This is a genomic window from Nocardia sp. NPDC056064 (assembly GCF_042266925.1).
Lineage (GTDB): Bacteria > Actinomycetota > Actinomycetes > Mycobacteriales > Mycobacteriaceae > Nocardia.
In genome coordinates, this window is sequence record NZ_JBHJWO010000001.1 from 4,678,493 (window position 1) to 4,695,426 (window position 16,934).

Consider the following 16,934-nt stretch of genomic DNA (forward strand, 5'->3'; position numbering starts at 1 on the left):
TCGAACGGAGGGGACTGGCGTGACCCGGGCGTCTCGGGCGTCCGGTGCCCGTGCCCGGCAGCGCGGAAAGTCGCTGCCGCAACTGCTGTCCGTCGCGGTGGAATCCAATCCGGGCGGTCTCGCGCTGACCTGGGACGACGGCGTGTCCGAGCCGGTGCGCTGGACCTACGCCGAACTCGACGAGCGCGCCAACCGGCTGGCCCGGCTGCTGATCGCGCGCGGTATCGGCCCGGAGGACGTGGTCGCCGTCGGGCTGCCGCGCTCGCCTGCCTCGGTGCTGGCCATGTGGGCGATCACCAAGGCCGGTGCGGCCTTCCTGCCGGTCGACCCCAACTATCCGCGCGCCAGGGTCGAGCACATGCTCGCCGATTCCGGCGCGGTGGCCGGGCTGTCGAGCGGCGCCGAGCTGGACCGGCTGCCCGCGGGCCTGGACTGGCTGTGCCTGGACGACCCGGCCGTGCGCGGCGCGGTCGAGGAGCAGCCCGGCGACCCGGTGACCTTCGCCGATCGCGTGCGCCCGCTGCGCCTGACCCACCCCGCCTACGTGGTGTACACCTCCGGCTCCACCGGCCTGCCCAAGGGCGTCGCGGTGACCCACGCCGGTCTCGCGGGCTACTGCGCCGAGCAGCGCACCCACTACGGTGTCGAACCGGCTTCGCGCACACTGCATTTCGCCTCGCCCTCGTTCGACGGCGCCGTGCTGGAACTGCTGATGGCTGTGAGCGCCGCGGCCACCATGGTGATCGTGCCCGCCGGCATCCTCGGCGGCCACGATCTGGCCGAGGTGCTGCGCCGCGACGCGGTGACGCACATGTTCATCACCACCGCCGCGCTGGCCGGGCTCGATCCGGCCGGTCTGGACGATCTCGCGATGGTGACCACCGGCGGCGAAGCCTGCCCGCCGGACCTGATCCGCCGCTGGGCCACCGGTACCCGCCGCTTCCACGACTGCTACGGCCCGACCGAGACCACCATCGTCACCAATATCAGTGCGCCGCTGGTGGTCGGTGACGCCATGAACTTCGGCGCGCCCCTGCGTGGGGTCACCGAGTACGTGCTCGACGAGCGCCTGGTGCGGGTGCCCGACGGCATGGTCGGTGAGCTCTACATCGCGGGCAACGGCCTGGCCCGCGGCTACTACCACCAGCCCGCGCTGACCGCCGCGCGCTTCGTCACCGATCCGTTCGACCCCGCCGGTGGCCGCATGTACCGCACCGGCGACCTGGTGCGCCGCCGCCCCGACGGCGCCGTGGAGTTCGTCGGCCGCAACGACTTCCAGGTGAAGGTGCGCGGATTCCGGATCGAGCTCGGCGAGATCGACACGGTGCTCACCGCGCACGACAGCGTCGACTTCGCAGTCACCGTCGGGCACGAACTCGACAACGGCACCACGATTCTCGCCGCCTACGTGCACGCCACCCCGGGTGTCCGCATCGACCTCGACGAGTTGTTCGCGCACGCCAGGGCCGGACTGCCCGCGCACATGGTCCCGACCGCGCTGACCGAGCTCGACGTCATCCCGCTGACCCCCGTCGGCAAGCTCGACCGGGCCGCCCTGCCCGCACCGGCATTGCGCGCCAAGGAGTTCCGCGCGCCGTCGGGCGCGATGGAGGAACTCGTCGCCCAGGTCTTCACCGAACTGCTCACCCCGGAGCGCCCGGTCGGCGCCGACGACGACTTCTTCGCCCTCGGCGGCAACTCGCTGCTGGCCACCCAGGCCGCCGCCCGGCTCGGCGCGAAGCTGTCGGGGCGGGTGCCGGCCGGTCACGTCTTCGAAAGTCCGACGGTCGCCGGGCTCGCCGTGCTGCTGGAACCGCTCAAGGGCGCCGGAGGGCACGAGGCACCGACCCGTCGTGAACGGCCCGAGCTGATCCCGCTCTCGCCCGCCCAGCGGCGGATGTGGTTCCTCAACCAGTTCGATCCCGCCTCCACCGCCGAGACCATCCCGTTCGCGTTGCGCCTGGCCGGACCGTTCGACGCGCGCGCCCTGCACGCGGCCCTGTCGGATCTGGTGCGCCGCCACGAATCCCTGCGCACCTGGTACCCGGCTGTGGACGGCGTGGGTCACCAGGTGATCCTGCCGATCGAGGAGGCCGTGCCCGATGTGCTGGTCGACTCGCTGACCGAGGACGAATTGCCGCTCTGGTTGGCCGAATTCGCGGCCACCGGCTTCGATGTGGCGGCCGGGGTGCCGCTGCGGGTGGCGCTGGCCCAGCTCGGCCCGCGCGATCACGTCCTGGCCGTGGCCCTGCACCACATCACCGCCGACGGCGCCTCCATCGCGCCGCTGCTGCGCGATCTGCTCGGCGCCTACCTGGCCCGGCGCAACCGTTCGCGGCCCAGGGAACAGCCGCTGCCGGTGCAGTACGCCGACTACACGCTCTGGCACCGGGAACTGCTCGGTGACGAGGACGATCCCGGCTCGCTCGCCGCCGCCCAGATCGCCTACTGGCGCGGTGCGCTGGCCGGGCTGCCGGATCGCGTCGACCTACCCACCGACCGCCCGCGCCCGCCGGTGTTCACCGGCCGCGGCGCCGAATACGGCTTCCAGATCCCCGCCGAGGTGCACACCGCGCTCGCCGCACTGGCCCAGCGCAGCGGCGCGTCGGAATTCATGGTCGTGCACGCGGCCTTCGCGGTGCTGCTCAGCCGCGTCGCGCACACCGACGACATCGCCATCGGCACCCCGGTCGCCGGGCGCGGCGCCCGCGAACTCGACGACCTGATCGGCATGTTCGTCAACACCCTGGTGCTGCGCTCGCAGATCGACCAGCGCGCGAGCTTCGCCGAACTGCTGCGCGCCACCAAACAGACCGATCTGGCCGCCTTCGCCCACGCCGACCTGCCCTTCGAGCGGCTGGTCGAACTGCTCGACCCGGTCCGCTCGCAGGCCCACCACCCGCTGTTCCAGGTGGCGCTGTTCTTCCAGAACCTCGACCTGCCGAACCTGCGGTTGCCCGGCCTGGACGCGGCCCCGGTCGAATTCGGCGGCACCGTAGCGCGTTTCGACCTGCAACTGACCATCGTGCCCGGCACCGACCCGGCCGAACCGATGGCCGCGTCGTTCACCTACGCCACCGACCTGTTCGACGCCGAGACCATCGCCTCGACCGCGGCCCGCTTCACCCACCTGCTCGGCGCGGTCGCCGCGGCACCCGATACCGCGATCGCCGAGATCGGCCTGATCACCGAGCGGGAGCGCGAACTCACGCTGACGGCCTGGAACGGCACCGCCCACCCGGTGGCACCGGAACTGATGCTCGACGCCTACCGCCGCGCGGTTCGGGCCTACCCCGAGGCGACCGCCCTGGTCTACGAGGGTGTCGAACTGTCGTACCGGCAGTTCGACGAGCGGGTCAACGCGCTGGCCCGGCTGCTGATCGGCGCGGGAGTCGGCCCGGAAGCGCTGGTCGGCCTGGCCATCCGGCGCTCGCCGGAGCTGGTCATCGGCATGTACGCGGTGCTCACCGCCGGTGGCGCGTATGTGCCGCTGGACCCCGACCACCCGGCCGACCGCCTCGCCTACATCCTCGACACCGCCCGCCCCGCCGCCGTGCTGAGCACCCGCGCCGACGCCATCGCGGTGCCCGACGACATCGAACTGCTGCTGCTCGACGAGCTCGACACCCGCGCGGTACCGATCGACGCCGTGCGCCCGGAGGAACTGCGCGCCCCGCTGCGCCCCGAGCACCCGGCCTACGTCATCTTCACCTCCGGCTCGACCGGCAAGCCCAAGGGCGTGGCCGTCACCCACGCCGCCATCCACAACCAGCTGGTGTGGATGCTGGCCAAGTACCCGCTGGTCCTGGGTGATGTGTACCTGCAGAAGACCGCCACCACCTTCGACGTGTCGCTGTGGGGCTATTTCATGCCGCTGCGCGTCGGCGCCACGCTGGTGCTGGCCACCCCGGACGGGCATCGCGACCCGGCCTACCTGATCGAGCTGATCGGGCGGCACAACGTGACCGTCACCGACTTCGTGCCCTCCATGCTGACCGTCTTCGCCGCGGAAGCGGCCCCGGGCAGCCTGGGTTCGCTGCGCGAGGTGTTCGTGATCGGCGAGGCGCTGCCGCCGGAGACCGTCGACGCCATGGCCGAGGTGAGCCCCGCGCGGCTGCACAATCTGTACGGCCCCACCGAGGCCGCGGTCTCGGTGACCTACTGGCCCGCCCGTTCCGGTCAGCGCTCGGTGCCGATCGGCCTGCCGCAGTGGAACACTCGCGTCTACGTGCTGGACTCGCGCCTGCGGCCGGTGCCACCGGGGATCGCGGGAGAGCTCTATCTCGCGGGCGACCAGCTCGCGCGCGGGTATGTCGCGCGCCCGGGTCTCACCGCCGACCGGTTCGTCGCCGACCCCTTCGGCACCGGCGAACGTCTCTACCGCACCGGCGATCTGGTGGTCTGGCGCGAGCCGACGGCCACCGCGCCGCACCGGCTGGACTATCTGGGCCGCATCGACTTCCAGGTGAAGTTCCGTGGGCAGCGTATCGAGCTCGGCGAGATCGAAACCGCGCTGCTGGCCCACGAATCCGTCAATCAGGCGGTGGCGCTGGTCGCCGCGACCGAGCTGGGCGATCAGCTCGTCGCCTACGTCGTGCCCACTCCCGGTCACGCCGCCGATCCCGACCGGTTGCAGGCAGTGGTCGCGAAAACCCTGCCCGCCTATATGGTTCCGGCCTCGATCACCGTGCTCGACGCGTTGCCGCTCAATGCCTCCGGCAAGCTGGACCGCAAGGCGCTGCCCGCACCGCACTTCCGCACCCGTGCCTTCCGGGCGCCGTCGACCCCGGCCGAACGGCTGGTCGCCGAGCAGTTCGCCGCGGTGCTCGGCCGCCCCGAGATCGGCGCCGACGACGACTTCTTCGCCCTCGGCGGCAACTCGCTGATCGCCACCAGACTGATCGCCCGGCTCGGTGCCGCCACCGGCGGCCGCGTCGCGGTGCGCACCCTGTTCGAGAACCCGACCGTGGCCGCGCTGGCCGCCGTCCTCGACCTCGACGCCGAGCCGGTCGCCGCCAGCGGCCTCGGCACCATCGACCGGCCCGCCGAGCTGCCGCTCTCGCCCGCCCAGCGGCGCATGTGGTTCCTCAACCGCTTCGACCAGGGCATGGGCGGTGACGGGGCCGCCGCCTACAACCTGCCGTTCGCGCTGCGCCTGACCGGCCGTCTGGACGTGGCCGCGCTCGGGGCCGCCCTGCGCGATGTCCTGGCCCGCCACGAGGTGCTGCGCACCGTATACCCGGAGACCGGGCACGGCCCGATCCAGCGGGTGCTGCCCGTCGAGGCCGTCGATCTCGACGTCAGCCCGCGCCGCGGCGATGTCGCGGAGCTGGTCGAGCAGGTCGCCGCGCTGGCCGCCACCGCCTTCGATGTCACCACCGAGGTCCCGCTGCGGGTGCGCCTGCTCGACATCACCGAGCCCGGCCCCGACGCGCCCACCGACTACGTGCTCGCCGTGGTGGTGCACCACATCGCCGCCGACGCGTCCTCGATGCCGCCGCTGGTGCGCGATGTGACCACCGCCTACCTCGCCCGCGCCGCCGGGCGCGCCCCGGAGTGGGCCGAGCTGCCGGTGCAGTACGCCGACTACGCGCTGTGGCAGCTCGACCGCCTCGGCACCGAGGACGACACCGATTCCGCGGCCGCCCAGCAGATCGCGTTCTGGCGTGACGAACTGGCCGGGCTTCCCGATCTGCTCGAACTCCCGGCCGACCGGCCCCGCCCCGCCGTCGCCTCGCTGGCAGGCGCCCGGGTGCCGGTGCGCGTCGACGCCGACACCCACGCCGGGCTCGCCCGGATCGCCCGCGACAGCGGCGCCACGGTGTTCATGGTGCTGCACACCGCCTTCGCCGTGCTGCTGGCCCGCCTCGCCGGTACCTCCGAGGTCGCCGTCGGCACCCCGGTCGCCGGACGCGGCGAACGCGAACTCGACGAGCTCATCGGCATGTTCGTCAACACGGTCGTGCTGCGCACCGGCTACGACGGCGCCGCCACCTTCACCGAGCTGCTGGCCGCCCAGCGCACCCGCGATCTGGCCGCCTTCGCCGCCGCCGATGTACCGTTCGAGCGCCTGGTCGAGGTGCTCGATCCGCCGCGCTCGACCGCGCGGCATCCGCTGTTCCAGGTGGGTCTGTCGTTCCAGAACGTCGACCGGGCGGCGCTGGAACTGCCCGGCCTGCGGATCGCGCCGGTCGCGGCGGAGCTGGCGGTCTCGCAGTTCGACCTGCACCTCATCGTCGGTGACGGCTACACCGCCGACGGCACCCCCACCGGCATCGAGGGCTTCTTCACCTACGCCACCGAACTGTTCGACGCCGCGACGGTGGCGGCCTTCGGCGAACGGCTCACGCTGTTGCTCGCGGCCGTGGTGCGTGATCCCTCGGTGGTCGTCGGCGCGGTGGAGCTGCGGACCGCCGCCGAGATCGCGAGCGAGATCGTCAGCGGGGCAGCCGATCTGGCCGTGCCCGGCGGCACGCTCGCCGATCTGCCGACGCAGGCGAGCCCCACCGCCGTCGCGCTGGTCGCCGACCTGCCGGAGGGCCGGGTCGAACTCACCTACGCCGAGTTCGACGCTCGGGTCAACCGGCTCGCCCGCCACCTCATCTCCCTGGGCGCGGGGCCGGAATCGCTGGTGGCGCTGGCGCTGCCCCGCTCGATCGAGCTGGTCGTCGCCATGTACGCGGTGGTCCGGGCCGGGGGCGCGTACGTGCCCATCGATCCCGAACAGCCCGCCGACCGCACCGACTACATTCTCGGCACCGCGGCCCCGATCTGCGTGCTCACCAAGGGTTTCCGCACCGATGTCGCGCCGGTGGTGCACGTGGACCATCCGGTCGTCGGGTCGCAGGACCCGTCACCGGTCACCGATGCCGACCGGCGTGCGCCGCTGCGGCCCGAGAACACCGCCTACGTCCTGTTCACCTCCGGCTCGACCGGGCGGCCCAAGGGCGTCGCGGTCTCGCACGGCGCGGTGGTCAACCAGTTGCAGTGGCTGCGTGGCGAATTCGGCACCGACGCGTCCGATGTGTTCCTGCTCAAGACGCCTGCCACCTTCGACCTGTCGGTGTGGGAGTTCTGGTCGGCCGCCGTCTGCGGTGGCACCCTGGTGCTGGCCGCGCCGGACGGGCACCGCGACCCGGGTTACCTCGACATGCTCATCGCCGAGACCGGTGTCACCACGCTGACCGCCGTCCCCTCCCTGCTGGACGCGCTGGCCGGATACTGGGAGGCGACCCCGCGCCCCCTCTCGCGCATCCTCGCCATCGGCGAGACACTGCCCGCCGCGCTGGCCCAGCGGCTGCTGAACGCCCTGCCCGACACCAGGATCGACAATCTCTACGGGCCCACCGAGGCCGCCGTGTCGATCACCGATCATCGGGTGAGCGCGGCCGACGTGCTGACCGTGCCGATCGGCACCCCCGAATGGAACAGCCGCGTCTACGTTCTCGACGAGCGGCTGCTCCCGGTGCCGCCCGGGGTCAGGGGTGAGCTGTATCTCGGTGGCGTGCAACTGGCGCGCGGGTACCTGCGCAAGGCCGCGCTGACGGCCGAACGTTTCGTCGCCGATCCATTCGAGCCGGGTGTGCGCATGTACCGCACCGGCGACCTGGTGGCCCGGACCGCGGACGGTGAGCTGATCTACTTCGGCCGCACCGACTTCCAGGTGAAGGTGCGCGGGTTCCGGGTGGAGCCGGGGGAGATCGAGGCCGCGCTGCTGTCGCTGCCCGGCGTCACCCAGGCCGCCGTGCTCGCCCGCACCGATGCCCACTTCGGTGACCGGCTGGTCGGCTATGTGGTCGGCGCGGAAACCGATGTGGCACAGGTGAAGTCTGGTCTGCGGGACAAACTGCCCGCCTACCTGGTGCCCGAGGCGTTCGTGGTGCTCGACGCGCTACCGCTCACCGCCAACGGCAAACTCGACCGGAACGCCCTGCCCGCACCGGTTTTCGAGTCCGCCGCCTTCCGTGCGCCCGCCACCCCTACCGAACAGCTGATCGCCGGCGTCTACGGCGAGATCCTCGAACTCGACACGGTCGGCGCCGACGACGACTTCTTCGCCCTCGGCGGCAACTCCCTGCTCGCCACCCGCGCCGCCGCCCGCATCGGCACCGCGCTCGACCGCGCGATCGGCGTGCGCCTGTTGTTCGAGGCACCCACCGTCGCCGACCTGGCCCTGCGCGTGCACCGCGCGGACGCGCTGGCCGCGCTGCCACCGGCCGCCGGGCCGCGCCCCGACCGGGTACCGCTCTCCCTGGCCCAGCACCGCATGTGGCTGCTCAACCGCCTCGACCCCGAGGCGACCGTCTACAACATCCCGGCCGCCATCCGCCTCACCGGTGACCTCGATCCGGTGGCGCTCGGCCTGGCCGTCGGTGACCTGTTCGCCCGGCACGAGGTGCTGCGGACCCGCTATCCCGAGGTCGGCGGGACCGCCGTCGGCTCCGCGACGCCGGTCGACCCGGCTCGCGGTAGCGGACCCGTACAGGAGGTGCTGGCGCCGGACGCGGTGCCGATCGATCTGACGCCGGTGGCGGTGGCGGCCGGCGAGCTGGCGGAGACGGTCCGGCGCATTGTCGGCATCGGCTTCGATGTCACCGCCGCACCGCCGGTCCGGGTGCGGTTGCTGCGCGTCACCGGACACGACGGTGCCGCCACGGCCCCGTCCGGTTCGGCAGGTGCCGAGGTGCTGCCGTCGGCGGACGAGTACGTGCTGGTCTTCGTCGCGCATCACATCGCCGCCGACGGATTCTCGATGGGTCCGCTGACGCGTGACCTCGTGCTGGCCTACACCGCGCGGACCGCGGGCGCCGCACCGGCGTGGGCGCCGTTGCCGTTGCAGTACGCGGATTACGCGGTGTGGCAACGGGACTCGCTCGGTGCCGAGGACGATCCGTCCTCCGTCGCCGCCCAGCAGCTGGCCTTCTGGACCACCGAGCTGGCGGGGCTGCCCGAGGAGATCGCGCTGCCCACCGATCGGCCACGCCCGCCGGTGCAGTCCTTCGCGGGCGCCACCAGCGAGTTCACCCTCGACGCCGGGCTGCACGCGGAGCTGTCGAAACTCGCCAGGGCCCAGGGTGTCACCGTGTTCATGGTGGTGCAGGCCGCGCTCGCGGTACTGCTGGCCCGCCTCGCCGACACCGACGACGTCGCCATCGGCACCCCGATCGCCGGACGTGGCGCCAGGGAACTCGACGAGCTGATCGGCATGTTCGTCAACACCCTGGTGCTGCGCAGCCACGTCGACGAAGGCGCGCCGTTCACCGAACTGCTCACCCGGACCAGGGAGACCGATCTGCGGGCCTTCGCGCACGCCGATGTCCCGTTCGAGCGGGTCGTCGACGCGGTGCAGCCCGCGCGGTCGGCGGGCAGGCATCCGCTGTTCCAGGTGGCGCTGTCGTTCGAGAACCTCGCCCCGGTTGCGGTCGAGCTGCCCGGTCTCGCGGTCGGCGCGCTCGACGCCCGCACCGGCGAGGCCAAGTTCGACCTGCTGCTCACCCTGCGTGAGCTCCCCGAACTCGGCGGTATCCGGGCCGAGTTCTCCTACGCGACAGACCTGTTCGACGCGGCGACCGTGCAGGGCCTCGCGGTGCGGTTCCAGCGCCTGCTGAGCGGGCTGGTCGGCGATCCCGATCGCGCGGTCGGTGACGTCGAACTGCTCGACCCCGCCGAGATCGCCCGGCAGACCGGCTTGCGCGGTCCGGCCGCCGAGCCGCCGCGCACCCTCGCCGCCCTCCTCGACGCCGCCGTCCAGGCCAACCCCACCGGCCTGGCACTGCGCGCCGACGGTCGCGGGTACCCCTACCGGGACCTCGACGCGGCCGCGAACCAGCTCGCGCGCGGACTGCTCGCGCGCGGCGCGGGCCCGGAAGTCGCGGTGGCCGTGGCCATCCGGCGCTCCGCCGAAGCTGTCCTGGCGGTGTGGGCCATCGCGCGCACCGGCGCGGTGATCGTGCCGATCGATCCGGGCTATCCCGCCGAGCGGATCAGCCACATGGTGGCCGATTCCGGCGCGCGGTTCGGCATCACCGTCACCGCCGAACTCGCCGGTCTGCCGCCGCTGGCGGGCGATATCGGCTGGGTCGCGCTCGACGAACGCGCCTTCACCGCCGAGATCGCCGGATTCCCCGGTGTGCCGCTGCGCGAGATCGAACTGCGCGGGCAGCAGCGCACCGACCACGCGGCGTACATGATCTACACCTCCGGCTCCACCGGACTGCCCAAGGGCGTCGTGGTCACCCATGCCGGTCTGGCCAATTTCTGCGCCGAGCAGAAGCAGCGCTACCAGCTCGGACCCGATTCGCGCGCACTGGCTTTCGCCTCGCCCTCGTTCGACGCCTCGATGCTGGAACTGCTGCTCGCCCTCGGTGGCGCGGGCACCCTGGTGATCGCACCCGCCGGTTCGGTGGGCGGAACCGAACTGGCCGAACTGATCCGGGCCGAGGGCGTCACCCACGCCTTCCTCACCCCGACCGTGCTGTCCACCCTCGACCCCGAGGGTGTGCCCGGGCTGCGCGCGCTGGTCGTCGGCGGCGAACACGTGCCCGCCGAACTGGCCGCCCGCTGGAACACGCTGCCGCAGCGGCACTTCCACAATGGTTACGGTCCTACCGAGACCACCATCATGACCGCCATCAGCGACCCGCTGCGTCCGGGCGAGCCCGTGCACATGGGCGGTCCGATCCGGGGCGTGCGCGCGTTGGTGCTGGACTCGCGGCTGCGCCCGGTGCCCGAGGGCGTCACCGGTGAGCTCTACCTGGGCGGTATCCAGCTGGCTCGCGGCTACCACGAGCGTCCGGCGCTGACCGCCGCGCGCTTCGTCGCCGACCCGTACGCGCCGCTCGACAGCGAGGCGGCTTCGGCCGGCGGCGCTCGGCTCTACCGCACGGGTGACCTCGTGCGACGCCGTGGTGACGTGCTGGAGTTCGTGGGGCGCAACGACTTCCAGGTGAAGATCCGTGGCCTGCGGATCGAGCTCGGCGAGATCGACGCGGTGCTGGCCGCCGCGCCGGGTGTCGCGTGGGCCACCACGATCGGCCGCGACAGCGGGTCCGGGTCGACCATGCTGGTCTCCTATGTGCTGCCCGAAGACGGTGCGCCGCAGGACCTTCCGGCCGAGCTGACCGCGCTCGCCGCGCAGGTGCTGCCGGACTACATGGTTCCCGCGGCGATCATCGTCCTCGACGAACTGCCGCTGACACCGGTCGGCAAGCTGGACCGGCGGGCGCTGCCCGATCCGGTCGTGGCGCGGCGCGAACACCGGCCGCCGCGCACCGCCGCCGAACGGGCCGTCGCCCGGGTGATCGGTGACGTGCTCGGCCACGACCGGGTGGGTCTGGACGACGACTTCTTCGCCCTCGGCGGCGACAGCATCACCGCCATCCAGGTGGTCTCGCGGGCCGGGGCCGCCGGGGTGGTGCTGCGGCCGCGCGATCTGTTCGACGCGCGCACCGTCGGTGCCCTGGCCGAACGCGCCGAGCTCACCGCCGAGGCGGGCGCTCTGCGCGCCGACCTGCCGCTGACCGCCACCGCCGCCCAGCTGATCGAGGCGGGGGAGCGGGCCGTCGAACCGCGCGCGGTGCTGCTCGCCGTGCCCGCGGAGTGTCCGGTGCAGGCCGTCGCCGATGCCGCGGCGGCGGTGATGAACCAGCACCCGATGCTGTGGGCGCTGCTCGACCGCACCGGGGACACCCCGGCCCTGCGCATCCCACCGCAGGACGAGCGCACCGGCGGCGCCTTCCGCAGGCTCGACGCCGAGGACGGCGAGTCCACGCTGCCGGTCGACGATGTGGTGGCCGCGGCCGCCGCCGCGCTCGACCCCGACGAGGGCCGCAATATCCACTTCGTGCTCACCGGCGTCGGCGACGGCCCCGCCACCCTCGTGGTGGTCGCCAATGCCCTGGTGCTGGACGAGAATTCGTGGCGCACCGTGATCGACCAGCTGACCTCGGCGTGGAGCCGGGGCAGGCACGCGGCACCGGGCGCGCCCGATGCCGGGCTCGGCGATCTGGTCCGCAGACTGGCCGAGTACCCGTCGACCGTCGCGGCACGCGCCGAGCGCGAGTACTGGCATCGCGTGATCCGTTCCCGAGCCGCTGAATCCGTGGATCTGCGACAGCGCAACCGCGTCTCGCTGACCATCACGGGCGAGGGGTCCGCGGCCGTGGGCCGGGTGGCCGAGGCCTATCGCGCGACCGTCGACGAAGTGCTGGTCACCGCCGCCGCGCTGGCCGTACAGACCGCCGCCGACTCGGTCGCGGTCCGGGTGCTCGGCAACGTGGTCCGGTTGCGCGCCGATCAGCGCAAGCTGGGCCGGGCCGACGCGGAGAACGTGGTCGGTGGCTTCACCACCGACTTCCCGCTGCCGCTGCGCCTGGACGGCGTCGACATCGCCGACGCCCTCGTCGGCGGACCGGCCGCGGGCCGGGCACTGGCCCAGATCAAGGAACTGCGCCGCACGGTCCCCGCGCACGGCGCCGGCTTCGGGCTGCTGCGCTACCTCGACATCGAGGCCGCCGACAGCGTGCGCGCGCTCGACCGGGGCCGCTTCGCGGTGCGCTACCGCGACCTGCGCCCGGCCACCGTGCACACCGATCTCGCCGCCGACGACCTGGCCCTCGTGCTCACCGTCGACGCGGGCCCCGACGGCATGGTCGCCCGCTTCGACTACGCCACCTCGGTACTCACCGCCGAGGCGGTCAAGACCTTCGCCGAGCACTGGATCCGCGCCCTCGGCGGCCTCGCCGAACACGGATTGCGGCCCGGCGCTGGCGGATTCACGCCGTCGGACTTCCCGCTGGTCCAGCTCGGGCAGACCGAACTCGGCCGCCTGGTGCGCCGCTACCCGCGCCTGAGCGATGTGTGGCCGGTGACGCCGCTGCAATCGGGGATGCTGTTCCACGCGCTGCTCGCGGAGAACTCGGTGGACCCCTACATCACCCAGTTCGTCCTCGATCTCGACCCGGCCGTGGACGCCGACCGCCTGCGCGAGGCGGCCCAGGCCGTGCTCGACCGGCACGACAACCTGCGCGTGGCCTTCGCCACCGACGCGGCGGGCACCCCGTTGCAGATCGTGCTCGACGACCTCACGGTGCCGTGGCGCGTCGTGGACGCCGACGAGGACACCTACCCGCGGATCGCGGCCGCCGACCTGGCCACCCATTTCGACATGGCCACCGCGCCGCTGCTGCGCTTCACCCTGGTGCGCACACCCACCGGCGCGCACCTGCTGGTGACCAGCCACCACATCCTCATCGACGGCTGGTCTACCCCGCTGCTGTTGCAGGAACTGCTCACCGCCTACGCCGTCGGCGGCCGCAGCAGGCGCCTGCCCAAGGTCGCGCCCTACCGCGACTACCTGGTCTGGCTGGCCGATCAAGACCTCGAGGCCGCCCGCCAGGCCTGGCGCACCGCGCTGACCGGCCTGGCCGAACCGACCCCGCTGGCCCCGGTGGACCAGGGCCGCGAGATCGCCACCGGCACCGGCGAGACCGGCTTCGCGCTCTCACCCGCCGACACTGCCGCCCTCGGCGCGCTGGCGGCCGAGCTCGGCGTTACGGTGAACACGGTGGTGCAGGCGGCCTGGGGGCTGCTCATCGCCCGGCTCGTCGACCGTGACGATGTGGTCTTCGGCGCCACCGTCTCCGGCAGGCCCGCCGTGCTCGACGGCGTGGAACGCATGGTCGGCCTGTTCCTCAACGCCATCCCGGTCCGGGTGCGGCTGCGGCCCGGCGACACCGTCGCCGCACTGCTGCGCACCCTCCAGGACGAGCAGGCCGCCCTGTTCGACCACCACTACCTGGGCCTGGGCGAGATCCAGGAGATCGCGGGCATCGAGGCGCTGTTCGACTCGCTGGTGGTCTTCGAGTCGTTCCCGGTGGACCGGGCCGCGCTCGCGCAGGCGGCCACCGGCTCGGCCGCGGTCACCGGCATGGACGCCACCAACGGCACCCACTACCCGCTCACCGTGCAGGTGGTGGCCGATGGGCAGCTGCGGGTCTCGGTGAAATACCTGCGTGACGTCTTCGCCGCCGACACCGCCACCGCACTGGCCCAGCGCCTGTCGATGGTGCTGGCCCGGTTCCTGGCCGACCCGGGCGCGCGGATCGCCGAGATCGACGTGCTGCTCGCCGAGGAACGCGCGACCCTGGCGTCGGTCAACGCCACCGACGCGCCGGAACTGCTCGACGAGGCGACCCTGCTGACGCTGTTCGACGCGCAGGTGGCCCGCACCCCGCACGCCACCGCGCTGATCGACGGCGAGCAGACCTACACCTACGCCGAATTCGACGCGCGCGCACGGGCGCTCGCCGCCGAGTTGCGGGCGCTCGGGGCCCGCCCGGAGACGCTGGTCGCCGTGGCCATGCGACGCGGGGTCGACCTGGTGACCGCGATCTACGCGGTACTGCGCACCGGTGCGGCCTACGTCCCGGTGGACCCGGACCATCCGGCCGAACGCACCGAGCGGGTACTGGCCTCGGCCCGGCCCGTGTGCGTGCTGACCACCAGCGGTACCGGATTCACCACCGGCGCGGCGGTTCCCGTCGTCACCATCGACACGCTCGACGCCGGAGCGGCCACCGGCGGCTTCGCAGCCGCGCGGCCGGACGCTCTCGCCTATGTCATCCACACCTCCGGCTCGACCGGCAGGCCCAAGGGCGTGATGCTGACCCACCGGCAGCTGGTCAACCAGTTCCGCTGGGCACAGCGCACCTACCCGCACGGGCCCGGGGACGTGGTGCTGCACAAGACGCCGGTCACCTTCGACATCTCCACCTGGGAACTGCTGTGGCCGTTGCAGACCGGCGCGACGGTGGTCGTCGCCGAGCCGGACGGGCACCGTGACCCGGAGTACCTCGCGCGGGTGATCGCCGAACGGGCCGTCACCACGGTGCATTTCGTGCCGTCGATGCTCGACGCCTTCCTGGCCGACGGTGGCGTCACCGAACTTCCGGCGCTGCGCCGGGTGTTTGCCGCCGGTGAGGCGCTGTCGGCCTCGACCGCGCACCGGTTCGGTCAGGTGCTGCCGGGTGTGGACCTGGTCAACTGGTACGGGCCCGCCGAGGCCACCGTGGTCACCGCCGCCGACGCGGGAACCGCTGTGGGCGTGAGTGTTCCGATCGGCGCCCCGGTCGCCAACACCCGCGCGCACGTGCTCGACCGGCAGCTGCGCCCGGTGCCGCCCGGCATCGCGGGCGAGCTGTATCTGGAAGGGGTACAGCTGGCGCGCGGCTATCTGGCCGCGCCCGCGCTCACCGCCGAACGGTTCGTCGCCCGGCCCGGTGGCGGACGGCTCTACCGCACCGGCGACATGGTCCGCTGGGTCGGTGGGCAGCTGGAGTACCTGGGCCGCAGTGATTTCCAGGTGAAGCTGCGCGGTCAGCGCATCGAGCTCGGCGAGATCGAAGCCGTGCTGCGCGATCACCCCGCCGTGCGCCACGCGGCCGTCGCCCTGGTGCACGGGCCGACCGGTGACCGCCTGGTCGGGTACGTGGTGCCCGTCGCGGCCGAGCCCGCCGCGGCCACGAAGCCCGCGGGCTACGCGCTCGACCCCGCCGCCACGATCGACGAGGCGGCGGTGCTCGCGCACGCCAGGTCCGCCCTGCCCGCCTACATGGTGCCCGCCACGTTGCAGGTGCTGAAGTCGTTGCCGCTCAACGCCAGTGGCAAACTCGACCGCAAGGCGCTGCCGGTACCCGCCTTCACCACCCGGCCCTACCGCCCGCCGACCACGCCGCTGCAACGCGCCGTCGCCGAGGTCTACGCCGAGGTGCTCGGCGCGGGCAAGGTCGGCCTCGACGACGACTTCTTCGAACTCGGCGGCAACTCGCTGATCGCCACCAAGGCCATCAGCAGGCTGCGCACCCGGGTCGGCGCCGAGGTGCGGGTGCAGTGGTTCTTCACCGACGCCACCGTGGCCGCGCTGGCCGACCGGATCGACGCCACCCAGGCGGGCACCGGCGACTACGACCAGGAATCCGACGACGCCCTCGGTGTGCTGCTGCCCATCCGCAACCGGGTGCCGCACGGCACCGAGGCGGGCGGGCCGCTGTTCTGCGTGCACCCGATGTACGGGCTGTCCTGGTGCTATGCCGGACTCGCCCAGTACATCCCGTCGCGGCGCCCGATCTTCGGCCTGCAGTCACCGGCCCTGAGCGAGGCCGGCTATCTGCCCGGCACGCTGGCCGAGATGGCCCGGCGCTACGTCGCCGAGATTCGCGCCGAGCAGCCGCACGGGCCCTACCGGCTCATGGGCTGGTCGCTGGGTGGTGTGCTCGCGCACGCCGTGGCGACCGAGCTGCAGGCGTCGGGGGAGCGGGTCTCGCTGCTGGCCATGCTCGACTCGCACCCCGACATCGACGTGCCCGATTTCCACACCGCGGTGCGCGACGCGCTCGCCGAACTCGGCGTGGACATCAGCGCGGCGCTACCGGTATCCGGCGTGCGCGAACTCAACGAGGACGCGCTGGCCGCCCTGCACGCGATCATCCCGGCCAATATGGCCGTGCTGACCCCGGAACGGGTGCGCCGGATCTATCGCAGCGCGGTGCGCTCGGCGGAACTGATCGCCGAACACCGGCCCGCGGTGTTCCGGGGCAGGCTCGAGTACTTCAGCGCGCTGGGTCACGAGGCGGCCGCCGGGAATTGGGCCCCGTATGTCGACGGCGAGATCCGCGATCGGCCGGTCGCGGTGGTGCATGATCAGATGACCTCGCCCCAGGCGCTGGCCGAGATCGGCCCTCGCCTGGCCGAGCTGCTCGACGCCGGTGACCGGGAGTCCGGGGCCCGGTGACAGCACTGTGGCCGGTGAGGCATGATGTGACCGCACTGTTGTCGTGGTTACCACTGTTGTATCGAATGCATAACCCGTATCTTGGGCACGCAGCAAACGAATTCGAGACGAAGCGAAGGTGCGAAATTGATGCGTCGGCAGACCC

Annotated in this window: 1 protein-coding gene; it reads left to right on the forward strand. The window is 72.6% G+C overall.

Features of this window, described 5'->3' with window-relative positions:
• Positions 1-19: 19 nt before the first annotated feature.
• Positions 20-16,789, forward strand: a complete 16,770-nt coding sequence (locus ACFC06_RS21815; RefSeq protein ID WP_375934086.1) for an amino acid adenylation domain-containing protein — start codon at positions 20-22, stop codon at positions 16,787-16,789.
• The last annotated feature ends 145 nt before the right edge of the window (positions 16,790-16,934 follow it).